Source organism: Cryomorphaceae bacterium 1068 (genome assembly GCA_027214385.1).
GTDB lineage: Bacteria > Bacteroidota > Bacteroidia > Flavobacteriales_D > Cryomorphaceae > JAKVAV01.
This window is the reverse complement of sequence record JAPVXR010000007.1, coordinates 33,429-57,432: the sequence shown is the minus strand read 5'-3', so window position 1 is coordinate 57,432 and position 24,004 is coordinate 33,429. Positions and strand designations below refer to the sequence as shown.

Sequence of the window (24,004 nt, the reverse complement as noted above, 5' to 3'; positions counted from 1 at the left end):
AGGACAAATCGCATAAGACCCCTTAGAATGCAGTTAAAAATTTACATACCGATTTTCGCTCTCTTGTTGCTGACTTCATGCAACAAAGACCCCAAACAAGAAGGATGTACCGATCCAATTGCGGTGAATTACGATGCCAGCGCTTTAAAAGATGATGGTACTTGTCAATTCAACCAAGCAGAACAGATGATTTGGCAAGCCGGATTAGTAGGAGGATGGAATGGTGATTTGGTTGAAGGAGCTTATAGCTTAAACGTTTGTGAAGGGATCACGGAGGTGATGGAAGAAGCCAGGGATTCTGCTACGGTAGCCGAAACGCTCTACTTGGGAACAGGCGGTGGTTTTACGCATCGCTCTTATTTCACTTTGATCAATGAACAAGACGCGCGTGATTTCGCTGAGGGTAGCCTCCAATTTGACGCACGTGTGACTGATACTGAGGATGGATCACCTGACTTTATCAAAGTCTTCATCAGCGGGAAAGTTGCTGCTAATGGTGGTTGTGAGCCCTACCGACGAAGTGAGTATGTGAATATCTCAACCCATTCATTCAATGATTCAACCTTCACTCCTGTAAATATCACAATACGAGAATTTGAGCAGATTATGATGGCTCGAGTTCAGGTGGTATGCGGAATGGAATTCGAAGGTGAGCGCAGTACCGGTGTCGAAATCGATAACCTGCGCTGGGTAGCCAATGACTTGGACTAATCCGTTAATGAGTTCTTAAACTCTTCTTGTTGCTTGGTCAATTTCTCTTCAAGCTTTTCTTGCATGATCAGTCTCTGATCTTCATTCAGAACGCTCATAATTTGCTTGTCCGTTGAGACATCAATATTGTCGAGTTGACTTTTGAGCCCCTCAATTTCAGCTACAATCACCTCGCTCTTTTTGATCTTTTCTCCCAGTAATTGGGTGATTTGATAAAGCTGCTCTGCTGAAAGATTCAGCTCTTTATGGTACATTTTCATTTCCTCTTGTACCGCTGCATTCGCGCGATTATCGGCTTCTTGAGAAAAACCTAGTAGCGAAAAGCAAAGAGTAAAGAGGGTAAGGCATATCTTAATTTTCATATCCGGTATTTTAGAGTTCTATCCCTTCGTCTCCTTTTTGATAGGGGATGTAATTTATGAAAAACTGAAACATCTCATCCGTTGTCTTCATATTTTTCCCTGCCTCGCTTAGCGTCTTAGGCGGGATATTTGGATTAAAAGGATTATCAATGGTATTGTCAAAAACGGCCACCACTTGAATGGTGTATCCTTTTGGTAAAACCTGTACTTTCTCGTAAGTATAAAAGTACTGCCACCTGAAGTCCCATTCAGGGATTCGGATCAATGGAATGGTATCCGACTTGTCTTCCGAATAAGCATAGGCGGTGAATTCGCGGCCTAGCAAGTGCATGTGTGGATTCACCGTTAAAACAGATATGGTATCAGGCAATCGATATTTAGTGGTGAAAGTGCTGACTACACCTGCGGGCAAAATAAATTCCGGCTCTATCTTAGTGATACCTTGTGTGCCCATATGTAGCTCGGATACGGGTCTTTCGGGACGCTTTTCGGCAAAATAAATTTCAATCTGACTGAAGTCGAAAGTGTCCAAAGGTGATGGCCCGTAATGCAAGGTATTTAGCAAGAATGCTGCATTTTCATTAATGAAAAGTCCTCCGATGCCTTCGGGATATTGCAGAGGTTCTACACCCGGTAAATAGTTGAAAGCCGAAACCCTCATGACCGGGTAGGAACCGTCGTCATTTGCAATTTTCATAAGTCTGTAAGCTTCCAAAGAATTCATTTTTTCAGCATCAATTATCCACTCTCCCTGTCGGGAATCTTCCTTCATCCCTTTTTCATAATTGATGAGGTGACCATTGACATGGTGCACCAATTGTTTGTTTCCCGGCCTGAAGTGAATAGCTTTGATAACAGTGTCTCTCGGAAGGTTAATTGGAATTTTCGCTATTCTAAAAAGATCAAGATTTTGTCCCGGAATCGGCACAGTGTCAGAATAGGGTATGATCACATCGGGCTTTTCGGGATTTTCTGCAGTGAATATTTCTGGTTGAGGAATAACCTCAGTTTTCATTCCTTCAGGAGCTCCTTGATCAATCCAATTGACCAGAGTCAATTTCTCCTTTTTGGAAAGGATTTTCTCTCCTTTGAAACGGCTGAACTCAGGATCAGCCGGCCATGGTGGCATGTAGCCATCAGCTACTACTTGTCGAATGGTCCTCGTTCTCTTTTTAACCGCATCAAAATCGGTTAAGGAAAATGGCCCTGCACCGTTTTGGTGATGACAAGGAGTACAATTCTCAAAAATTATCGGTGCGGCATCTTCCCAAAAGGTCAGGTCTTTGCTGATCTTAATCGTGTCAGTCGGCTCAACTGCAGCTATATTGGTCTCCGTCCTTTCAGTGCTTGAGCTACATGAAACCAATCCGCCGATGATCAGAAAAAGGGCTATTCTATAAAACATCCTACAGCCTTTGTTTTTTTAGGATTGATTTCACTTCCCGTCAAGTGGGCGGTAAGTGCATTTTCGAGGTATCGCTCAGTTATGGTCTGTCGCTTCTGTCCCAGCGAAATTGCCCAGTTGTCTATCGCTCCCTGATACTGTGGTTCTCCATTTTTTGCGATCAAGAATGCTTCAGGGGTTATCTCAGCTTCATAATGATTTGCAAGGGCTAGTTCAGGATCAAGTATGACCGGTAGGTCAAGTTTGTACCTAATTAGAAAGCCTTTGATGTCTGCGTCTGAGTAGTAAGTTCCGCTGACGACACCGTAAAACGCGATGTCTTTTCCATCAAAGTCTTCTTGGATGCGATCAATAGTTACACTGTAGTTCTGGCAAAGCGGACATTCGGGTGACAAGAAGATCAATGCTGTGCCTGTGTGACTCGAGAACACCGTGTCCAAGACAACTCCAGTTTTGTCGAGCATTGTCAATTTTTGATCAAGAGGAGATTCTGTTCCGCAAGAAATTATGGTGAGCACGATCAAAATTATTGTGATTCGACGCATGGCACAAAATTAACAATCGCTGATCGGTTCTTGAACGATCCTAAAATTTCTATTTTGCGCCTTCATGATTCCTAGGATAAAATCTCTTCTTTTTGCGGCTATCGCTGTTTTAGTCTCTGTTTCTGCTTTGGCACAGGACGAGAGCATCTTTACAAGGGATGATTTTTCAGTACAGCTTCCCCACTTGATTGTCGATGGCTTGGAGTCTTCGGCGACTTTGGTTTGCAATGATTTGGATAAGCTTTACCTTCTGGGGAATGAGGCACAAGTCGTCATAAACGGAGAAAGGAAGACGCTCAGTTTTCAAGATGGAAAGGCTGAGTTTCTCATGGCATTTGATCGAAATGAACCCATGTCTATCAAGGTAGGTGGTTTTACTTCGGTCAAAGATGTAACGCCGATGCCCTTGTGGTTATCGGTAGTTCCTCCTCTGCTTGTTATTGCATTGGCACTTGCATTCAAGGAGGTCGTCAGCAGCTTGATAGCGGGAATTTTTACAGGAGCAATCATTGTTGCCAACTACTCTCTTGATTCCGAAGGCCTCTTTACAGGGCTTCTTTCTGCTATAGATACCTATATGGTAGAAGCTATGGTTGATTCTGGACATGTATCTGTTATCCTTTTCTCAACGCTGATCGGTGGTATCGTTGCCGTGATTTCCAAGAATGGGGGAATGCAAGCTGTTGTTGACCGCATTTCCCGTAAGGCTAACAGTCCCAAATCAGGTCAACTAGCCACTTGGTTTTTGGGTATTGGAATTTTCTTCGATGACTACGCCAATACCTTGGTTGTAGGTAATACGATGAGACCTCTAACCGATCGATTAAAAATATCTCGCGAAAAGTTGAGCTATATTGTCGATTCTACTGCGGCACCCATTGCAGCTATTGCCTTGATCACGACTTGGATTGGCGCCGAATTGGGTTATATACAGTCTGCCCTCGATCAGATCAATTCGGGCTCCACCATAATCGAAGCAAGTCCTTACATCATCTTCCTCGGTTCCTTGAAGTATTCGTTTTATCCGGTTTTTGCGCTGGTTTTTATGCTAATTCTCATTCTTAGAAACAGAGATTTTGGTCCAATGTACAAAGCAGAGAAGAAGGCAAGAGAGGCTGGTTTCCATTCACAGACCGAAAGTGATACTGCCGTTGATCTGGAAGAATTTGCGCCTCAGAAGGGGATTGAGCTCAATATGTGGAATGCGATTATTCCGATTTTGGTTGTGATATTGGGTACAGTGGCAGGTCTCGTGTATACCGGAATAGACGCCGATCCTGCCGCTTGGCGTTCAGTTGATGTTCCGTTTGGAAGAAAGCTATCTACCATCATCGGAAATTCTGACAGCTACAAGGCTTTGCTCTGGTCGTCTACCTTTGGGCTGATTGTCGCTGTTCTTCTTTCCACTGCGCGAAAGACTCTGACTTTTGGCGATTCAATTTTGGCATCGATAGAAGGATTCAAAACTATGGTGCCCGCAATTGTCATCTTGATCTTAGCCTGGAGCCTTGCCGCTCTCACTGATCAAATGCATACTGCCGATTATTTGGCAGGATTAGCGGAAGGACGCCTTGCCGTATGGGCTCTGCCCGCAGTGACTTTTTTACTATCTGCCTTGGTTGCGTTTTCCACTGGATCATCTTGGGGAACCATGGCGATTATTTACCCCATTATGCTGCCACTAGCTTGGGCAATTTCTCTCGAAAGTGGGATGGAGGCAGCGTCGGCAATGGAGATTTTCTTGAACACCACTTCCTGTGTATTAGCCGGAGCCGTTCTGGGAGACCATTGTTCGCCCATCAGCGACACGACTATTTTGAGCTCCTTAGCGACTCGATGCGATCATTTACAACACGTCAAGACTCAAATGCCATACGCCCTGACTGTCGGCCTGGTGGCGGTGTTGTTTACTACATTATCTGCCTTGGTTTCTATACCATGGCTCCTTAATTACATCATTGGTATGGGGTTATTGTACCTCGTTGTTTCCCTTCTTGGGAAGAAAGTAACAGCTGACTAATCCACTTTTTCCTTGGGAGATATCACCAATGGAGGGAGGAGTGCGAAATCGAATACCAAGGCAAACCCCAAAGTGAGCGTCACGAAGAGGCCTATAAAAAAGGTACTTTGGAATGAGCTGAAGCAAAGGCCGATAAAGCCCCCGAAAAGAATGATACTCGTAATGATGAGCGCCTTTCCAGTATGGAGGTAGGCATTTTTCATTGCCTGAAATGAACTCATTCCTTTCATTAACTCTAGCTTGTATCTACTCAGCAGATGTATGGTGTCGTCCACAGCAATACCAAAGGCGATGGTAAAGATGATACCTGTACTCATATTGAGATTGATGCCGGCTGCAGCCATCACCGCGCCCACTGCCAAAAGCGGAAGGAGATTCGGCACCAATGCAATCAACACCATTCGCAATGAGCGGAACATAAGCCCCATTAAGATGGAAATCAAAATGAACGCTGCTCCCAATCCTTTCGATAGACTTACGACAAGGGTTTGGTTGGTTCTGTCAATCAAAGTCCCCGTTCCCGTGATCGTAATCGAAGCTTTTTCCGCTATTCCTTCGCTTTCGAGAAATGTATTTAACTCAGCATTTTTTGAAGCAAAATGCTTTGCTCCAAAGTCCCCAACCCTTCCCAAAACTCTTACGTAGTTTCCATCTTCGGTGGTGAGATTGGAGATTTTTCCCGTATTTAAAATCTTCTTGTAATCTTTCAGCAATCGGTTTAGTTCGCCTTCTTTTTCGGGTAGTCGATAGAATTCATTCCTCCCGCCGTGGTTGCTTCGGTTGAGCTCCTTTAAAACCGAAAGTGGCGAAATAACGGCTCCGACACCGTAGTTCTCTTCCAGGTAAACGTGCAGCTTATTAAGTGATCGAAAATATTGGAGATCATCCACATCAACTTCGTCTTTCCATTTCAAGCCCAAATCAAACGGACGCACTCCCGAAAAGTATTCATCGAAGAAAGTGAAGTCTTGTCTCAGTTTTTCACTCTTTTTTAAATCTTCCAATAGGTAATTGTTCAGGTCGATAGTGGTAATGACCGCTATCATGACTAAGCTGATCAGCCCGGTCGTTATGAATACCTTCTTGCGGTTTTTAGTTACAGCATGGAAAAGTGTCAATAGAAACCCATCCCATCTCGCTGTATTTGCTGCCTCCAAGTATCTCTTTGGCTCGGGGAAGAGCGTGAGGCAAGCCGGCATCATTACAATGGCAATAACAAAGGCGGCCATCACTCCGACTGCCGTCAGTACTCCGAATTCTTGAAGGGCGGGAATTCCCGTAAACCATAGGCTGGCAAACCCGATGGAGGTTGTTACACTGGTGAGTAATGTGGCCAATCCCGTATCGGTGGTCATCAGTTTGATCGATTCTTTTTTTGAAAGCCCTTTCTTTAACTCTTCTAAGAATCTGGAATAGAGGTGAACGGCATCGCTCATGCCGACTACGAAAATCACGGGAGGAAGCATGTTAAGTAAAATGCTGATGCCTTTCCCCGTTAGGTTAAGGATACCAATACTCCAGACCACAGCTAATAGAACGGTAACCATTGGCAAAATAATTCCTCTGGTACTTCTGAACATGATAAACAAAAGGACTACCACGAAGGCCATGGCAAGGCTCATGAATAGTACAAACTCCGTTTGAATCTTTTCGATAAAAACCACTTGGCCTATGGCACGACCTGAAAGATGAACTCCATCAAAGTCGTATTCAGATAAAATAGTATTCAATGATTCTGCCAACTCATCACTCTCATCCTTGTTTAGGAATTCCTTTGTCATAGCCACGATAGAGATGGCTGATGTATCTGCCGAAAATAGATTTCCGACTACGGACGGGTCCGTAAATACTCGTGTCGAATCCAATTCTCTTTTTCCCGAAAGGAGTGGTCGCTGAAATACCGTTCCCGTCAGGGGCTCTCTCACTCTGACTTTTGCATTGGTAGGAGAGATCACCGAAGTGACATAGGGCATACCCTCCAGATCTGATGTTAACTCCTCGACTTTTGTCAAAAAGTCCGATTCAAAAACGCCGCCTTCATTGACTACGCCGACCAGGATGAAATCATTGTCGGTGCTGAAGGTGTCGCGGTGAACTTGAAAATATTGAGTGGCCTGATCGTCGGGCTTGAAGAACTTATCGAAATTGTAATCAAACCCTGTATCAGGAAGGGTAGAACCGAAAAAAACAGAAACTGCCAAAAGCAGAATCAGGGCGATTACAGAGTTTCGATTATTGATCATTTGACTCTCCAAAGAACGCCGATATTTATGGTTTGTTCTAAAAAAAAGGAGGCTCAGAAGAATGGCTGAATTCTTCCGGATAGTGTTTGACTTTTTTACGTGAAAAGATGGCTGTTTGATTAAGCCCACCCATAGATAAAAGGAGAGAAGTCAGGTTAATTGGAATTAAAGAATGAGTTCAATTGAGAAATCTTCCTTTGAAAATTGTTTCTACATTCAGGATTAACCAATTCAAAATCAAACCCGATGATAAAAATTCTACTATTTCTTTCCCTGTTTTTAGCTTGTACTTTTTCAGTTCGTTCACAATACTATACTCAAGATTTTGACAATGGCGAAATCGATCCTTGGATGGATACGCTGCACGTGGTGATTGATTCCGCTTCTACCCTTTGGCAAATCGGAGTTCCACAGAAATTACTATTTGATGAAGCTTCTTCTCCGCCCAACGCCTTAATTACCGATACCGTAAATGCCTATGGTGCATCGGATACTGCCATTTTTTATCTTCACGTACCCATGGACGAGGAATTCATGAATTATTACTACGGGATTGCGGCTTTCAAGTGGGTCCAAAAACTCGATATAGATTCTTTAGACGGCGGTACGGTAGATTTTTCTATTGATGGCGGTGAAAATTGGGAAAATGCTTTTACCAGTCCTTACGTGTATAACTGGTATGGGTGGGATGATACTAACCTTGATACCTTGGCCGATGGTACAATAGCCTTCGCAGGTACGGATTCTTTATGGAGAGAGATTTGGCTCTGCTACGAATACGGATGGCTTTCAACGCTTGATGATACGCTGTCAATACGTTTTACTTTTTTTAGCGATTCCATTCAAGGTGATGGTGACGGTTGGATGATTGACAATTTGCTCTTAGAGCCAACTATTGTTCACACGGTTGGAGAAACCAAAGGAGAACAATCTTATGTGACGCTTTATCCTAACCCTGTTGCAGAAAGGCTTAACATCAAGCTGAAAAAATCGAATGAATTTCACATAATTGAGGAATTGAAGATTTATTCTGAAATGGGGCGCCTGATGAGATCTTATGAAAAGATTCCGACAAACTTTTTCGTCGATATGTCAGATTTCCCACAGGGGAGTTATCAAGTTATGATTAGATCAAATCTCAAAACAGAAATGCATCAAGTCGTAGTTGCCAGATAGTCATGAGTCTTTCGAAGATAGTTTTGCTGGTCATAAGTGGTTTGATAGTCTTGTGTACAGGTCTATCTCAAAACCCTACCCGTTATACTTTGAAACGACCGGATAATTTTCCTCCCTTCATTCAGAATAATGCTGAGAACCTCACAAAAGAGGGTGTTCTACTAGGGCGGTCATTGTTTTACGATACTATTTTAAGCAGGGATTTCTCGATATCGTGCGCTTCTTGTCATAAGCCTGAGAATGCCTTTTCCGATTCAGGAGAAATAAGTAGTAAGGGTGTAAGTGGAAAACGGCAAAGACGCAATACACCTGCTCTCTTTAATTTGCTATGGAGTGACTCTTTCTTTTGGGATGGGAGAGTGACGAGTCTTGAAAGCCAAGCCATCGAGGTTGTGTCAGGACATACCGAAATGGACTTGTCATGGCAAGAAGCGGTTTCCAGATTATCATCCGATGAAACTTACTTGAGCTTGTTTGATCAGGCATTTCCGGGAAGAGAAATAGACAGTTTGCTTGTAGCTGACGCTTTGGCACAATTTCAATCCACATTGATTTCCAATAACTCAAAGTACGACAGAGTACTAAGAGGTGAGGATCATTTCACGGAGGAAGAGTACAAAGGATTCGTATTTGTAAATGATCAAAGCATGGGCAATTGTCTTCATTGTCATACCACTGATGCACATGCCTTAGGTACGAATGGAGGACTAGCCAATAATGGCTTGCCAATCATTGATTCGCTTGACTGGGGTAAGTATGATGTGACCTCCGATGAAAATGATCTGGGGCTCTTTAAGATTCCAAGTTTGAGAAATCTGGTTTTTACAGCTCCCTACATGCACGATGGTAGATTTTCATCACTAGAAGAAGTTCTTGATTTTTACAGCAGAGGTGTCGAGTCGCATGTCAATCTCGACGCTAAAATGAATTACTTCACAAAAAATAAACCGCTATTTTCTGAAGAAGAAAAGCACAATATACTGGCATTTTTAATGACACTTACAGATTCGACTTTTGTTGAAAACCCTCTCTACCGTTCAGCAAGTTATCAAGTTGAATAAAAAACGCCCTCTCGAAACCGAGAGGGCGTTTACTTTTTATTTATTCAGATCAGAATTATTTCTGCTCTTCACTTACTTCTTCGAAGTCAACATCAGTTACTTCTTCGTCACCGTCAGAAGCACTTGATTCAGCGTTTTCGGCTCCGCTACCCTGAGCTTCTTGCTGTGCGCTGTACATCTCTTGTGATGCGGCTTGGAAAACGGTGTTTAGTTTTTCCATACCTGAATTCATCGCGTCGATATCTTTAGCTTCGTGAGCTTTCTTAAGCTCCGCCAAAGCATCTTCGATAGGCTGCTTTTTGTCCGCAGGAATCTTATCTCCGAATTCGCTCAACTGTTTCTCTGTTTGGAAAATCAGCGAGTCCGCTTTGTTGACAGTGTCAACTTCTTCTTTAGCTTTTCGGTCAGATTCAGCATTGGCTTCAGCCTCTTTCTTCATTTTGTCGATTTCCTCATCGGAAAGTCCACTGGAAGCTTCGATTCTGATGCTTTGCTCTTTACCTGTCGCTTTATCTTTAGCAGACACATTCAAAATACCGTTGGCATCGATGTCAAACGTCACTTCGATTTGAGGCACACCTCTAGGCGATGGTGGAATGTCTGACAATTGGAATCGACCAATCGATCTGTTTCCTGCCGCCATCGGGCGCTCACCTTGCAACACGTGAATGTCTACTGATGGCTGATTGTCTGATGCGGTAGAGAATACTTCCGATTTCTTTGTAGGAATCGTGGTATTCGCTTCGATCAATTTGGTGAAGACTCCACCCATCGTTTCGATACCCAAAGAAAGTGGAGTTACGTCTAGCAAAAGAACATCTTTCACCTCTCCTGTAAGCACACCACCTTGGATAGCCGCTCCGATAGAAACTACCTCATCCGGATTTACTCCTTTTGAAGGCTCCTTGCCGAAGAATTTCTTCACGTTTTCGACTACTGCCGGAATTCGTGTAGATCCTCCTACCAAGATTACTTCATCAATGTCTGACTTGCTCAAACCCGCCGATTTCATCGCTTTCTCACAAGGATCGATCGTTCTCTGGATCAAGTCATGGGCAAGCTGCTCGAATTTGGCGCGTGTCAAAGTTTTCACCAAGTGACGCGGAACGCCATCTACAGGCATGATATATGGCAAGTTGATTTCAGTAGAAGTTCCACTTGACAATTCAATTTTTGCTTTTTCAGCAGCTTCTTTCAAACGCTGCAAAGCCATTGGATCTTGCGTGAGATCCGTGCTGTATTCTCCTTTAAATTCTTGAACCAACCAATCGATGATTACTTGGTCAAAGTCATCTCCACCTAGGTGTGTATCACCATCAGTTGATAATACTTCGAATACGCCGTCTCCCAATTCCAAGATCGATACGTCATGTGTTCCACCACCAAGGTCGAATACCACAACTTTTACGTCTTCGCTCTTTTTGTCAAGTCCGTAGGCTAATGCTGCTGCAGTCGGTTCGTTGATGATTCTTCGAACTTTCAAACCTGCAATTTCACCTGCTTCTTTGGTAGCTTGACGCTGAGAGTCATTAAAGTAAGCAGGAACGGTAATTACCGCTTCTGATACAGTAGTACCCAAGTAGTCTTCTGCTGTTTTCTTCATCTTTTGTAAGATGATGGCAGAAATCTCTTGTGGAGTATATTTTCTATCGTCGATCTCAACACGCGGAGTGTTGTTGTCTCCTTTTACAACTTTATAAGGAACCCTTCCCGCTTCATTTTTTACTTCGTCGAAAGAGTTACCCATAAATCGCTTGATTGATGAGATCGTCTTAGTAGGGTTTGTGATGGCCTGTCTTTTTGCAGGGTCACCCACTTTTCGCTCGCCTCCTTCTGTGAAGGCTACAATTGATGGAGTAGTTCGTTTACCCTCGCTATTCGCGATAACAACAGGTTCGTTACCCTCCATTACCGATACACACGAGTTGGTGGTACCGAGATCTATTCCTATTACTTTACTCATTGTTTTCAATTATGTTTGATTCGCAATGAGCAATAGGTGTACCGGACGTATTTATTTTGATTTTCGTGCAGTATTGACACAAATACTGTCAAGAAATGTGACAAAAAGACAGAAGAGTTTATTCTGTGCAGAGGTATTCGCTTCCACTCCAGCCTTGCACGCAGTAGGAATATGAACCTGTCAGAGGGCTCTCATTTAATTTGAGAAGGGATGGTTCGGAAATGTATGCTCTTCTTGATCGTGTGGCTACCGAACTAAAAAGGCCAATGGCTCCGTTTGAAATATTGGTGAAAGAATTCAATACCGGAGTGAATTGACTCACGGGTTGAGATACTTCAATGTACGTGTTCAATTCAGGTGTTGCACCTGTCACTCTAAATTCAAAATCTTGGATTCGAACCTCGTTCAAATCAGGGATAAGATCCAATTGATTACCCCAGAAAGTGTAGAGGTTTTCTCCAAAAAGAGAGATGGTTATATCTCGCTGGGAAACCAGTTCTTCATTTCCAAAATCTCCCATGTCGTAATCAATGAATGCATCTTCCACAACTGTTCCGTCATTCTGCTCGTAGTCAAAATTCATTCGAAAAGAAGCAGAATATGACGCGGTAAACCGATCAGTGGTAAACCTGAAGGTTTCAGAGACGAAATTCATGGTTCCACTGGGCAGTACAAAAAACAGACGTTGTGGATCACCTGAGGTTAAAAAAGGGAGTTCGATTGTGCTCGTAGACAACCCTGGAAAGCGGGTTTCGGCTTTGTACTCCTCATCTTTAATGGTAACGTTTAGTTCAAAAATATACTCTTCCTGATTCGCTTGCTGCTCTTCCGTGAGAAGCTGCTGAGTGGTGTAGTAAAAACGCACGTCTTCCGAATAAAAAACGCCTGGATCTCTACTTGGGATATCAATGGGCTCAAGAGTTATCTCACTTAAAAAATCTCCATCATCGTCGTATTTGATGATTTTAGCGATCACATCAGCCGGGTCGTACTCCACCGAATCTTTGATAGCTGCATACTGATTCGGGTCGCCCGTTCCGAGAAATGTCTTGTTGATTCTCACAAACTGAGTGTCTGCCGTATAATCCAGAATTCCATAAATTACAGGTGTTTCGTCGTATGGAGCCAAAAGCTCTACATCAGTTTCGCAAGACGAAAGAAAAATGATGGTGACTGCAGAAAAAAGAAGAAAAAGGTCGGACGATCTTTTAATCATGGGTGTTTAAAATTATTTGCCAAATGTAGCGCTTATGGATGTATCCTGTCGTACTCGTTTAATAAACGGTATGAAATTGATGTGTGGAAGGGAATCCAATCTTAAATGGCATTTTTTCACCATGGAGAAAAACAGTACGTTTGAAAACTAAATTTGGTCCTAATTATGTCAGTACACTCAAATGTAAAACGTGTTACCACGCACACCTTGCAAGAGATGAAAAGCAAAGGCGAAAAAATCGCCATGCTCACTTCGTACGATTATTCGATGGCGAGAATTGTGGATGAGGCAGGAGTCGATGTCATCTTGGTGGGAGACTCTGCCTCCAATGTGATGGCAGGACACGAAACGACACTGCCCATTACGCTGGATCAAATGATTTATCATGCGGCTTCTGTGGTTAGAGCAGTCAACCGAGCTTTGGTCGTGGTTGATCTACCATTTGGAGCATACCAAGGAAATAGTAAAGAAGCTTTGACATCATCTATCAGAATTATGAAGGAGAGTGGCGCTCATGCTGTTAAAATGGAGGGTGGCTTGGAGATTAAAGAGAGCGTCTTGCGTATTCTTTCTGCGGGGATTCCTGTTATGGGCCACTTGGGCCTGACTCCACAGAGTATCTACAAGTTTGGAACCTATACCGTTCGAGCTAAGGAAGAAGAAGAGGCCGAGACACTTGTGCGAGATGCACTTGCACTTGAGGAGGCAGGTTGTTTTAGTATTGTTTTGGAAAAGATTCCGGCCAAACTGACAGAAAAGGTTTCAAAACAACTCACTATACCAACCATAGGAATAGGTGCGGGTGGTGATGCAGATGGACAAGTTCTCGTTGTCCATGATATGCTGGGAATTACTCATGAATTTAATCCGCGATTTCTCAGAAGGTATCTCAATCTGTATGAGGATATAAAAGGAGCAGTTGGAAATTATGTCACCGATGTTCGATCTCGGGACTTTCCAAATGATTCAGAGCAATACTAGCCATAAGTGCATTCAACCGCAAAGAATCTGGAAGTACTCTACGAGGATAATCACATCATCGCCGTAAATAAGCGAAGTGGTGATTTGGTGCAAGGAGACCATACCGGCGATGCTCCCCTCAGTGAAATCGTCAAGGAGTGGATTCGCAATAAATATAGAAAACCGGGCAATGTCTTCACGGGAGTCGTTCACAGAATTGACAGGCCCGTAAGCGGAGTTGTCGTTTTCGCAAAAACGGGAAAAGCGCTCTCAAGGCTTAACGAGTTGTTCAAAACCAAAGAGATCCGGAAGACCTATTATGCTGCCGTGTGCGCGAAACCGCATAATTCTTCAGGCACGCTGACCAACTTCCTCATTAAGGATAGTTCAAAGAATAAATCCAGAGCATCTCAAACACCAAAAAAAGGAGCCAAAGAGGCCATATTGGATTACCAACATGTTTTCTCATCTGATCGATACTTCTTTCTGAAAGTTAAGCCAAAGACGGGGAGGCATCATCAAATCAGAGTGCAGCTTTCAGAAATTGGCTGCTCGATAAAAGGTGATGTGAAGTACGGTGCAGCTCGAACCAATAAAGACGGCTCCATTCATTTGCATGCTAGGGCGATTGAATTCATTCATCCCGTTAAAAAAGAACCTCTGATGATTACTGCTCCATTCCCAAACGACCCTGTTTGGAACTCTTTAGCCGACAATTTAGCAGGCTAGATTATATTTTCGCGTCAATATGTCACTATTAATGAGTGGATTGTGTCAATTTGGCGCATAAAAGACCTTGATTATGAGATGGTATTCTATTTGTCCAATGAGATGTGAAATTGATGTCAAACAATAAATTTAAAACTATGTCACTCATAAAATTTAGAAACAACGCGCCGGCTTGGAATGATTTTGATAATCTCTTCAATGACTTTTTTGAAGGCGAATTCAATCCAAGGCATATTGCTAGGACAACTTCTGTACCTGCCGCCAATGTGAAGGAAACAGAGAATGCATTTCACGTTGAATTGGCTGCTCCGGGAATGAAAAAAGATGATTTCAAAATCGAACTTAATGATGATCTATTGTCGATCAGAACGGATAAGTCGGAAGAGAAAGTCGAGGAGAATGAAAAATTCACCAAACGCGAGTTCAACTACGCGTCTTTCGTTCGGTCTTTCAGACTGCCTGAAAACGTAGATTTTGAAAAAATTAATGCGCAATACGAGAACGGAATTCTCACTTTAGATATTCCCAAGGCTGAACTGGAAGAGAAATCCAAAGTTCGTCAGATTGCCGTCAAGTGATTGCTAATTGATTTAAATTTTGGTTAAATGGTGGGAAGTGCGGACTTTTAGTTCGCACTTTCTTTTTTGTCTAAAAACGAATGATGGATTACAAGGACTATTACAAAATTCTAGGTATCGATAAAAAAGCTTCGCAAGCCGAGATAAAGAAGAAGTTTAGAAAGTTGGCCATCCAATATCATCCCGATAAAAATCCGGATGATAGCAGGGCGGAGAACAAGTTCAAGGAGGTCAATGAGGCATATGAAGTATTGGGCGATGCTGATAAGCGAAAAAAGTATGACGAACTAGGTTCGAACTGGAAGCATTTCGATCAGTATAAGAACGCCCAACAAGGCAGACGAGCTGGAAATTATCAATACAGTGGAGAGTATGGCGATTTCTTTGGTGGATCTCGTGGGGGAGGATTTTCGGATTTTTTCAACTCCTTCTTTGGCGGGGGCGGTTCCCCTTTTGGGCAACAGTCTAAAGCAAGAAGGCCTGCAACGGTCAGAGGTAATTTGAGTTTGAGCTTTGAAGAAGCATTTCAAGGTGTTAGCAAAACACTGCAGGTAAATGGCAATAAGATTAGACTAAATATTGCGCCGGGCGCGAAAGCTGGTCAAAAGTTGAAAGTAACCGGCAAGGGGCCGCAGGGTGGAGACTTGATTATTGAGTTGAAAGTTGGAAAAAGTGCAGCCTATCAGCTCGATGGACTAAATATATTGGGAAAGGTTGATATAGACTTTTATACGGCAGCCCTCGGCGGTAAAGCGAAAGTTAAGACTCCGCATGGCGTTATGTCTCTGGGAATTGCTCCGGGAACCAATAGCGGTAAGAAATTGCGGCTAAAAGGGAAGGGAATGCCTGAATATGGTAAGAAGGGCGTCTATGGTGATTTTATTGGGGAGATAAAGATTTCCGTTCCCACCAATCTTAGCTCAAAAGAAAAAGAATTACTCGAAGAACTAAGGCAATTGAGAGGTGCTAAAGAGTAAAGTAAAAGTCGTTTGACTTGTAGTTTTGGTACATCTCTTTGTCAAACATGTAATACCGTGCGGGTTTATGCGGAACCCCTTTTTGCTTTTCCTTCAGCGGAACTAAGAAACTCATCTTGAGAATTTTTCTTCGAAAATTTCTCTTGTCCAACTCAGTCTTTAAAATAGCCTCGTAAAGCTTTTGTAGCTGGCCAAGTGTAAATTTTTCAGGTAGTAGCTCAAAGCCCAATGGCTGATATTTACTCTTGAATTTCAGTTCGCCTAAAGCACCTTCAATGATTTCTTTGTGGTCAAATCCCAATTTCGGCAAATTATCAATGTCATGCCAAAAAGCTTCTTTGGCAAATCCACTAGCGTGAATTTCATATTGATCCGCTCGAATCAAAGAATAGTAGGCTACCGTGATTACGCGTGCGTCGGGTTGCGCTCTAATAGACTTAAGCCAAGCCAAATCATGTTCTTTAGTGAGCCGATCAGGTGCACCAAAAGAGCCAAATTGCTCTAGGAATATTTCTGACAGGCCGGTAAGTTCGTCCAATACCCTTTCCGCCGCCTCATCAAGATTTTCATCTTCTCTGATTAGGTTTCCCGGGAGGGCATATATCTTGTCATCAGATCCTTTTCCATTGATCATCTGACCTCTGTCTATAAGAAGGACTTTGAGTTTTTCACCGTCAAAACCGAAGATTACACAATCTACGGATACGTTGGGGTTAAACTTAACCTCAGCAGCATCACCATTTCGCATGTTCAATAACTGTCGTTTTTAGTCGAGTAGGGGTCAAAAATATCAATAAATTCTCGTTTATTTGCGTTATCGTAGGCTAAGTGTGAAAATTACACTTTAAAAACAAAACTCCATTTATGGGTTCAATCAAAAAAATTGCGGTATTCACTTCCGGAGGAGATTCTCCTGGTATGAACGCCGCTGTGCGTGCGGTCGTGCGGACTGCCGTGTATTATGACTTGCAGATAGCCGGTATATATCGAGGTTACGAAGGAATGGTCGAAGGGGATATTGAGGAACTTGATGTTCGCTCCGTTAATCATATTCTCCAGCGTGGTGGGACTTTTCTGAAGTCCGCCAGAAGCAAAGAGTTTATGACAAAAGAAGGCCGTGAAAAAGCCTATCAAAAGCTCATTAATAAGGGTATTGACGCCGTTGTTGCCATTGGTGGTGATGGTACATTTACAGGAGCCCATATCTTTAATAAAGAATTCGATTTTCCATTCATTGGGATTCCTGGTACTATCGATAACGATTTGGACGGTACCGATTATACCATTGGCTTCGATACTGCACTCAACACAGTCATAGACGCGGTGGATAAAATCAGAGATACCGCTGCATCTCATAGCCGGCTCTTTTTTGTGGAAGTGATGGGAAGAGATGCAGGTTTTATTGCTGCTCATGCCGGTGTCGCCAGCGGTGCACTTGCCACGCTCATTCCCGAACGGGAAACAACCATCGACAGTATCGTTGAAAAACTGGATGAGGCTAGAAGAAAAAACAAATCTTCGAGTGTAATTATAGTAGCGGAAGGTGGAAAAAGTGGTAACGCCACCGAGCTCGCTCGCCAAGTCTCTGAAAAGGCTCCCTATTACGATACCAAGGTGACCATCTTAGGGCATATCCAGCGCGGTGGAAGTCCTTCATGCTTTGACAGAAACCTCGCAAGTCGCTTAGGAGTGGCTGCCGTTGAACACCTCCTGAAAGGTGAAAGAGATTGCATGGTGGGAATTATGAATCACGAGGTCGTTCTCACTCCCTTTGCTACGGCGATAAGCGACAAATTAACCATTGACCCTGAATTGATTCGAATCGCAGATATACTCTCGATTTGATATAAATACAAAAAGACATGTTAGTAATAGCAGATAGTGGCTCAACAAAATGCGATTGGAGAATAGTCGCTGAAGACAAGACATATATCGATTGTGCCACAATGGGTATCAATCCGTATTTTCATGATGCCGATGTAATTGAGGCTGAATTGCGCAACAATGAACAATTGATGCGAGTGGCCAACGAAGTCAAAGCATTGTTCTTCTACGGAGCAGGTTGCTCTTCTACAGAACTAAAACGAACCGCAGAGCAAGGCTTGAATCGGATCTTTCCCCATGCCGAAATATATGTTGACCATGATTTGGTCGCTGCAGCATTTGCAGTGTATGAAGACGATCCATGCATAGCTTGTATTCTCGGAACAGGTTCGAATAGTTGCCATTTTGACGGTGACATCGTTCGCGAAGAGGTTCCCGCTCTTGCCTATATTCTGGGTGATGAGGGGAGCGGGAGTTATTTCGGTAAGAAATTGCTGTCTGATTTTCTATACAAGCGACTGCCTCAAAACATTCATGATGGCCTCGTTGATAAATTTGGCTTGACCAAAGACATCATAATCGACCGGGTCTACATGCAGCCGCATGCCAACGTGTACCTTGCTTCTTTTATGAAATTCATTACGGGATTCAAGTCAGAACCGTATGTGCAAGACATGATCTTGGAAGGTATCGGAAGATTTTTGGATATCCACGTTACCTGCTACCGTGATTTCGAAAAAGTCAAAACACATTTTATTGGTTCTGTAGCTTATTACCACGAAGATATCCTTCGACAAGCTGCCGAAATGAGAAATATTCAAATAGGTAAGATCATAAAGAAGCCAATTGACGGTTTATATGATTACCATATCAAAAACTATTTCGAACACATTTCATTTTAGATGGCCGATATTAAAGCATGCCTTTTTGATCTTGACGGTGTGATTGTTGACACTGCCAAGTACCATTATCACGCTTGGAAGCGACTGTGCAATGAGCTTGGATTCGATCTTACTGAAGAAGAGAATGAATCCTTGAAAGGAATAAGCAGAGCAGAGTCTCTCGACATCCTTTTGAAAAAAGGAAAGGTTTCTCTTTCTGATAAAAAGAAAGAAGAATTGATGATTCGGAAGAATGGATGGTATCTCGAGGATGTCAATAAAATGACAATGGACGAGGCCCTCCCGGGAGCCATTGATTTTCTTAAATTGGTTCGTGAATCGGGTATAAAAACGGCTTTAGGATCTTCAAGTAAAAATGCGCTTAAGATTCTTGAAGCGCTCAATATTCTTGATCTTTTCGATGCAGTCATCGATGGAACCAAAGTCTCAAGAGGCAAGCCTGATCCTCAAACTTTTCAGCTCGGTGCTGAAGCATTAAAAACTCATCCTTGCAATTGCGTCGTTTTTGAAGACGCTCAAGCAGGAGTTGAAGCCGCTCTGGCCGGTGGAATGTTCATAGTCGGAGTGGGAGATGAGCAAACCCTAAACCGAGCAAACCTTGTAATCCCCGGTTTTGAAAACGTGGGAATCGAACTATTCGATAAACTTTAATCATGAAAAAACATTACGAAGAAAATCCTTGGCTAATCGTTGAAGAAGGTTTTCACCCTGAGATGCAACAATCATCAGAAAGCATCTTTAGTTTAGGAAACGGTCGAATGGGCCAAAGGGCCAATTTTGAAGAAGATTACACAGGAGAAACCCTACAGGGAAATTACGTGGCAGGAGTCTACTATCCCGATAAAACCCGAGTAGGTTGGTGGAAAAACGGATACCCTGAATACTTCGCTAAAGTCCTTAATGCTGCCAATTGGATTGGGCTTTGTCCTATTGTAAAAGGCGAGGCTTTAGACCTAAACGTGGCTGAGGTGAGCGACTTTCGTCGCGAACTCAATATGCAGGAAGGTACTTTGCACAGAAGCTTTAAAGCCAAATTGAAAAATGGCGCCGAAGTACAAGTCGATGCGAAACGCTTTCTCAGCATGGTAGATGATGAGGTAGCTGTAATCCGCTACAGTTTGACTCCACTCAACTTTTCAGGGAAAATTGATTTCCGTGTCTACATCGATGGAGACATTATCAACCAAGATTCCAACTACGACGAAAAGTTTTGGGCTGAAGTTGACAAAAGCACTTCAAACTCCGAAGCATACGTCACTTTGGCCACTAAAAAACTGGATTTTCAGGTTTGTACGGGACAGAAGATTTTTGTCACGAAAGATGGTGGGAATGTAGATTTTACGAGCAATCAAGTAGAAAGAGCCAAGTATGTCGAAAACCTTTTGAGTCTCGAAGCCAATCAAGGTGAGGAGATTGTGGTTTATAAATTTGCTTGCAATATCTCTTCAGAAAATCACCCCAAGACTAAACTGACTGAACGAGCGAAAGAAGCATTGGCTCAAGCCGCTGATAAGGGCTATGAGAAAATGCTTCAAGAGCAAAAAGATGCCTGGGAGAAGCGATGGGAGATGAACGACATCGTAATCGATGGGGATGTATCTGCGCAACAAGCCATTCGCTTCAACATCTTCCAGCTCAATCAAACCTACACTGGCGAAGATCCGCGACTGAACATTGGCCCGAAAGGATTCACAGGAGAGAAATACGGTGGGTCTACTTATTGGGATACAGAAGCATACTGTCTGCCTTTTTACATGCTCACATCTGGAAGTGAAGTAGCCAAGCAATTGCTGCTTTACCGCTACCGTCAGCTGGAAAAGGCCATTGAAAACGCCGAAAAATTAGGTTTTTCAAAAGGAGCTGCCCTTTACCCAATGGTAACCATGAATGGTGAAGAGTGCCACAATGAGTGGGAAATCACTTTTGAAGAAATTCACCGAAACGGTGCGATTGCTTACGCCATTTACAATTACATCCGCCACACTGGCGACCGCGACTACCTCAAAGAGGGTGGTTTGGAAGTACTTGTTGGAATCGCTCGATTCTGGGCGCAGCGCGTCAACTGGAGCAAATCCAAGAATCAATACGTGATGCTCGGCGTTACCGGTCCAAACGAATACGAAAACAACGTCAACAACAACTGGTACACAAATTACATCGCTAAATGGGCAATGAGCTATGCTTCAGAAAGCATAGCATACGCTCGCCAAGATGCCTCGTACTGGAGTGATTTTGTTTCCAAAACTTCCTTCGATGATAAAGAACTCGAGAAGTGGTCAGACATCTGCGAAAAGATGTACGAGCCCAAGAAAGAAGGAACCAAACTCTATCTTCAGCAAGACGGATTCTTGGACAAAGAAGACCGCGTAGCTGATGACTTGGATAAATCCGAAAGACCCATCAATCAGCACTGGTCTTGGGATAGAATCCTAAGATCTGTTTTCATCAAACAAGCCGATGTACTACAAGGAATGTACTTTTTCGAAGAAGACTTCGACGAAGCCACCATCCGCGAAAACTTCTTGTACTACGAACCGCGAACGGTTCATGAAAGCTCGCTTTCACCTTGCGTTCACGTAGTACTCGCCTCTAAGCTGGGTATGGAAGACAAGGCTTACGAGATGTACTTGCGTACCGCTCGTCTCGACTTAGACGACTACAACCACGAAGCGGATGAAGGACTTCACATTACATCAATGGCGGGTACCTGGATGGCCGTAGTTGAAGGTTTTGGTGGAAAAAGAGTGAAAGACGGTATCTTGAGCCTTGATCCAATGATCCCAAAAAATTGGAATGCCTACCGCTTTAATCTCGTGTATCGTGAAACGGTTCTTAGCATTACGGTGAAGCCCGAAGAAGTGAGTGTGAAGAATGTATCAGGTGGTAGTTTGGACATTTTGGTTTACGGTAAATCAGTTTCCGTTCCTGAAAATGAAACCATTTCCATCGGAAGATGAATAAAATAAAGTGTCTGATTCTGCTCGTGGGAGCTGCTGCATTTGGCTGTGCTTCTCAAAAAGATGTAAAGCCAACCGTTGAGAACGGCAAAGCCATTGTTGGCATAGCTAGCCCTATTCGGCTGGATTTTGGTCAAACCGAAATCCACTTGGGCGACTATTTCGAGAATCCTGAAAAAGTAGATTCGGTAAGCTTCGGAGTAGCCGTAGACTTCGATCTCAATGAAGGAATCTTGACGGTCGAGAATTTCAATTCAGACGATCCTGTCACGTTTCTTTCTGCCTCCTACGAAGGAGTGGAGTATGAAATCCCCGTTTTCAAAAGCCGCAAACAAGCTCACGTTTTTACCTACGATCCTCCTACCGGAAATCCGCAGGAAATAGGTCTGAAAGGAAATTTCAACGGCTGGAACTACAAGGCCGGAATGCTTTCAGAACAAAATGGAGTGTGGTACGACACGCTCATTTTGAATCCGGGTTTGTACGAGTACCAAGTCGTTCAAGATGGCGTGGAAATGCTCGACCCGACCAATCCTGATAAAAAGGATAATGGTTCAGGTGGGTTCAACTCCGCCTTTAGAGTTGGAGCCACAGCTGATCGCCCCCATATTTCGACTTACGGATATTTGGGAGATAGCATTGTTTTACATTTTCCTGAAGAACTCACCCCTCCTTTGATTTTATGGGAGAACCAAGTACTCGGCGATAGCTGGTATGCTCGACGCGGAGATCGACTAAGCTTTCCAATTCCCGATGCAGCGGCTGAATCGGCGCGAAGCTATATTCGCGTTTTTGCTTCAGACGGTGAGCAGCGTTCCAACGATGTACTCATTCCCCTCGAAAAGGGCATGCCCGTTATGGAGGCCAGTGCTTTGAATCGCACGGATAAGCATACCTATTCCATGTATTTCATGATGGTCGACCGTTTCGTGAATGCCCAAGCATCCAACGATATCCCTGTCGATGATCCAGAGATTTTACCGATTGCCAATTACTACGGGGGCGACTTAGCGGGTGTGAATCAAAAAATTGAAGAAGGTTATTTTCAAAAATTGGGAATGAACACCGTTTGGCTTTCGCCAATTGTGCAGAATCCGCTCGGCGCCTACGGTCTTTGGGACAAAGGTGGAGTCAGAACGAAATTTTCGGGATACCATGGGTATTGGCCCATCTCTTCCTCGGCGGTAGATATGCGATTTGGCAATGACTCCGTGCTCCATTCGCTGATCGACGAGGCCCATAAGGAAGACATGAATGTGATTCTCGACTACGTGGCCAATCACGTTCATCAAGAACATCCCGTTTATCAGCTACACCCTGATTGGGCAACAGAGCTATATCTTCCCGACGGATCCCTGAATACTGAGCGCTGGGACGAGTACCGCCTCACCACTTGGTTCGATACTTTTATGCCAACGCTGGATTTGCGTCGCGATGATGTGACAGCCGCCATGACTGATAGCGCGCTTTACTGGTTCGAAGAATTTCCGATTGACGGTTTCCGTCACGATGCCACCAAGCACATTCCGCTGAGCTTTTGGCGTGAGCTTACGCGAAAACTAAAGTACCGCGTGGTGGTTCCCGAAGACCGAAATATCTACCAAATTGGGGAGACCTATGGGAATCCCGATTTGATCGGAAGCTATATCAGTTCGGGAATGCTCGATGCACAATTCGACTTTAACCTCTACGACGCTGAGGTATCAGCTTTCGGAAAAGACAATGGGAGTCTCGAAGATTTGAATCGAGTATTTGGTCAGAGCTTACTGGGTTACGGCGATCATCATCTGATGGGAAACATCTCCGGAAACCAAGACCGCACGCGCTTTATCTCTTACGCGGATGGAACGGTTGATTTTGGCGAAGACCCGAAATTGGCAGGCTGGACCCGCGACATTACTCGTGGAGATACCATCGGTTTCAATCGACTCGGTTTGCTACAAGCGTTTAACTTTTTCTCTCCTGGCATTCCCGTAATTTACTACGGCGACGAGTACGGAATGATTGGAGCGGGCGATCCCGATAACCGCCGCATGATGCAGTTTGGCGACGACCTGACCGAAAGGGAGCAAGCCATGCTTCAGGAGGTGACTACGTTGGCAAACCTGCGCAAGGGCAATATGGCATTGCTTTACGGAGACACCGAAGTACTCAGTATTTCCAATAAGGAAATGGCCGTGCTCCGAAATTACTTTGATCAAACGGCTGTTCTGTTCATCAATAGCTCTCGACAAGAAAAAACAGTGACCGTTGAAGTTCCCGTTCACTACAATATTGAGGGATTCAAAGCCAATTTTGGAAATCAATTTACCCTCGACGGAAAAACGATCACAATTGCGCTTCCTGCTGTCTCATTTGAAATTCTTACCCTTTAA

20 protein-coding genes are annotated in these 24,004 nt (G+C 43.6%); 13 read left to right on the top strand and 7 right to left on the bottom strand.

The annotated features are described in order from the left end of the window. The first annotated feature begins 27 nt into the window (after positions 1-27). On the top strand, positions 28-711 hold the full coding sequence (locus O3Q51_10325) for a hypothetical protein (protein ID MCZ4409208.1): 684 nt from the start codon (positions 28-30) through the stop codon (positions 709-711). Here O3Q51_10325 and O3Q51_10320 read toward each other — a convergent pair. The 3 genes from O3Q51_10320 to O3Q51_10310 are packed head-to-tail and all read right to left on the bottom strand — an operon-like array spanning position 708 to position 3,023. Next, entirely contained in the window at positions 708-1,073 is a 366-nt protein-coding gene (locus O3Q51_10320) for a hypothetical protein (protein MCZ4409207.1), read from the bottom strand. The genes O3Q51_10325 and O3Q51_10320 overlap by 4 nt on opposite strands. A 10-nt stretch (positions 1,074-1,083) precedes the next feature. After that, entirely contained in the window at positions 1,084-2,478 is a 1,395-nt protein-coding gene (locus O3Q51_10315) for a hypothetical protein (GenBank protein MCZ4409206.1), read from the bottom strand. Further along, complete coding sequence (locus O3Q51_10310; protein MCZ4409205.1) at positions 2,463-3,023, bottom strand: redoxin domain-containing protein; 561 nt, start codon at positions 3,021-3,023, stop codon at positions 2,463-2,465. Before O3Q51_10310 ends, O3Q51_10315 begins: the two co-directional genes overlap by 16 nt. 64 nt (positions 3,024-3,087) lie before the next feature. On the opposite strand from O3Q51_10310, the gene O3Q51_10305 reads away from it, so the two are divergent. Beyond that, on the top strand, positions 3,088-5,043 hold the full coding sequence (locus tag O3Q51_10305; GenBank protein MCZ4409204.1) for a hypothetical protein: 1,956 nt from the start codon (positions 3,088-3,090) through the stop codon (positions 5,041-5,043). On the opposite strand, the gene O3Q51_10300 is transcribed toward O3Q51_10305, so the two are convergent. Further along, positions 5,040-7,286, bottom strand: coding sequence for an MMPL family transporter (locus O3Q51_10300; protein MCZ4409203.1), 2,247 nt, complete (start codon positions 7,284-7,286; stop codon positions 5,040-5,042). The two genes, O3Q51_10305 and O3Q51_10300, sit on opposite strands and share 4 nt — an antisense overlap. Positions 7,287-7,532: 246 nt before the next feature. Here O3Q51_10300 and O3Q51_10295 point away from each other — a divergent pair, with 246 nt between their 5' ends. Together O3Q51_10295 and O3Q51_10290 are read left to right on the top strand one after the other, a co-directional pair. Then, on the top strand, positions 7,533-8,462 hold the full coding sequence (locus O3Q51_10295) for a T9SS type A sorting domain-containing protein (GenBank protein MCZ4409202.1): 930 nt from the start codon (positions 7,533-7,535) through the stop codon (positions 8,460-8,462). A 2-nt stretch (positions 8,463-8,464) separates the two neighbouring features. After that, positions 8,465-9,523: a cytochrome-c peroxidase gene (locus O3Q51_10290; protein ID MCZ4409201.1), complete on the top strand. Its 1,059-nt coding sequence runs from the start codon at positions 8,465-8,467 to the stop codon at positions 9,521-9,523. A gap of 55 nt (positions 9,524-9,578) precedes the next feature. Here the strand turns inward: O3Q51_10290 and dnaK are convergent, their stop codons facing one another. Both dnaK and O3Q51_10280 read right to left on the bottom strand, forming a co-directional pair. Continuing rightward, complete coding sequence (gene dnaK / locus O3Q51_10285; GenBank protein ID MCZ4409200.1) at positions 9,579-11,486, bottom strand: molecular chaperone DnaK; 1,908 nt, start codon at positions 11,484-11,486, stop codon at positions 9,579-9,581. 118 nt (positions 11,487-11,604) lie between these two features. After that, positions 11,605-12,702 carry a hypothetical protein gene (locus O3Q51_10280; protein MCZ4409199.1) on the bottom strand — a complete coding sequence of 366 codons (1,098 nt, stop codon included), beginning with the start codon at positions 12,700-12,702 and terminating at the stop codon, positions 11,605-11,607. Positions 12,703-12,867: 165 nt separating this feature from the next. On the opposite strand from O3Q51_10280, the gene panB reads away from it, so the two are divergent. The 4 genes from panB (at position 12,868) to O3Q51_10260 (ending at position 15,946) form a co-directional block, all read left to right on the top strand. Further along, positions 12,868-13,683 (top strand): 3-methyl-2-oxobutanoate hydroxymethyltransferase, encoded by an 816-nt coding sequence (gene panB, locus O3Q51_10275; protein ID MCZ4409198.1) that lies wholly within the window; start codon positions 12,868-12,870, stop codon positions 13,681-13,683. A 6-nt stretch (positions 13,684-13,689) separates the two neighbouring features. Beyond that, positions 13,690-14,391 (top strand): RluA family pseudouridine synthase, encoded by a 702-nt coding sequence (locus tag O3Q51_10270; GenBank protein MCZ4409197.1) that lies wholly within the window; start codon positions 13,690-13,692, stop codon positions 14,389-14,391. Between the two features lie 137 nt (positions 14,392-14,528). After that, on the top strand, positions 14,529-14,969 hold the full coding sequence (locus O3Q51_10265; protein ID MCZ4409196.1) for an Hsp20/alpha crystallin family protein: 441 nt from the start codon (positions 14,529-14,531) through the stop codon (positions 14,967-14,969). An 83-nt stretch (positions 14,970-15,052) separates the two neighbouring features. After that, positions 15,053-15,946: a DnaJ domain-containing protein gene (locus tag O3Q51_10260; protein ID MCZ4409195.1), complete on the top strand. Its 894-nt coding sequence runs from the start codon at positions 15,053-15,055 to the stop codon at positions 15,944-15,946. Here the strand turns inward: O3Q51_10260 and O3Q51_10255 are convergent. Then, a complete protein-coding gene (locus tag O3Q51_10255; GenBank protein MCZ4409194.1) occupies positions 15,936-16,694 on the bottom strand; it encodes an NUDIX domain-containing protein in 759 nt (252 codons plus the stop codon). The two genes, O3Q51_10260 and O3Q51_10255, sit on opposite strands and share 11 nt — an antisense overlap. 116 nt (positions 16,695-16,810) lie before the next feature. Here O3Q51_10255 and pfkA point away from each other — a divergent pair, with 116 nt between their 5' ends. Genes pfkA through O3Q51_10230 form a run of 5 tightly spaced genes read left to right on the top strand, consistent with a single transcriptional unit; the run spans position 16,811 to position 24,004 of the window. After that, on the top strand, positions 16,811-17,791 hold the full coding sequence (pfkA, locus tag O3Q51_10250; GenBank protein ID MCZ4409193.1) for a 6-phosphofructokinase: 981 nt from the start codon (positions 16,811-16,813) through the stop codon (positions 17,789-17,791). A 17-nt stretch (positions 17,792-17,808) separates the two neighbouring features. Then, entirely contained in the window at positions 17,809-18,672 is an 864-nt protein-coding gene (locus tag O3Q51_10245) for an ATPase (GenBank protein MCZ4409192.1), read from the top strand. Further along, positions 18,673-19,323, top strand: a complete 651-nt coding sequence (gene pgmB / locus O3Q51_10240) for a beta-phosphoglucomutase (GenBank protein ID MCZ4409191.1) — start codon at positions 18,673-18,675, stop codon at positions 19,321-19,323. A 2-nt stretch (positions 19,324-19,325) separates the two neighbouring features. Continuing rightward, complete coding sequence (locus O3Q51_10235) at positions 19,326-21,629, top strand: family 65 glycosyl hydrolase domain-containing protein (GenBank protein MCZ4409190.1); 2,304 nt, start codon at positions 19,326-19,328, stop codon at positions 21,627-21,629. Further along, on the top strand, positions 21,626-24,004 hold the full coding sequence (locus O3Q51_10230; GenBank protein MCZ4409189.1) for an alpha-amylase family glycosyl hydrolase: 2,379 nt from the start codon (positions 21,626-21,628) through the stop codon (positions 24,002-24,004). Before O3Q51_10235 ends, O3Q51_10230 begins: the two co-directional genes overlap by 4 nt.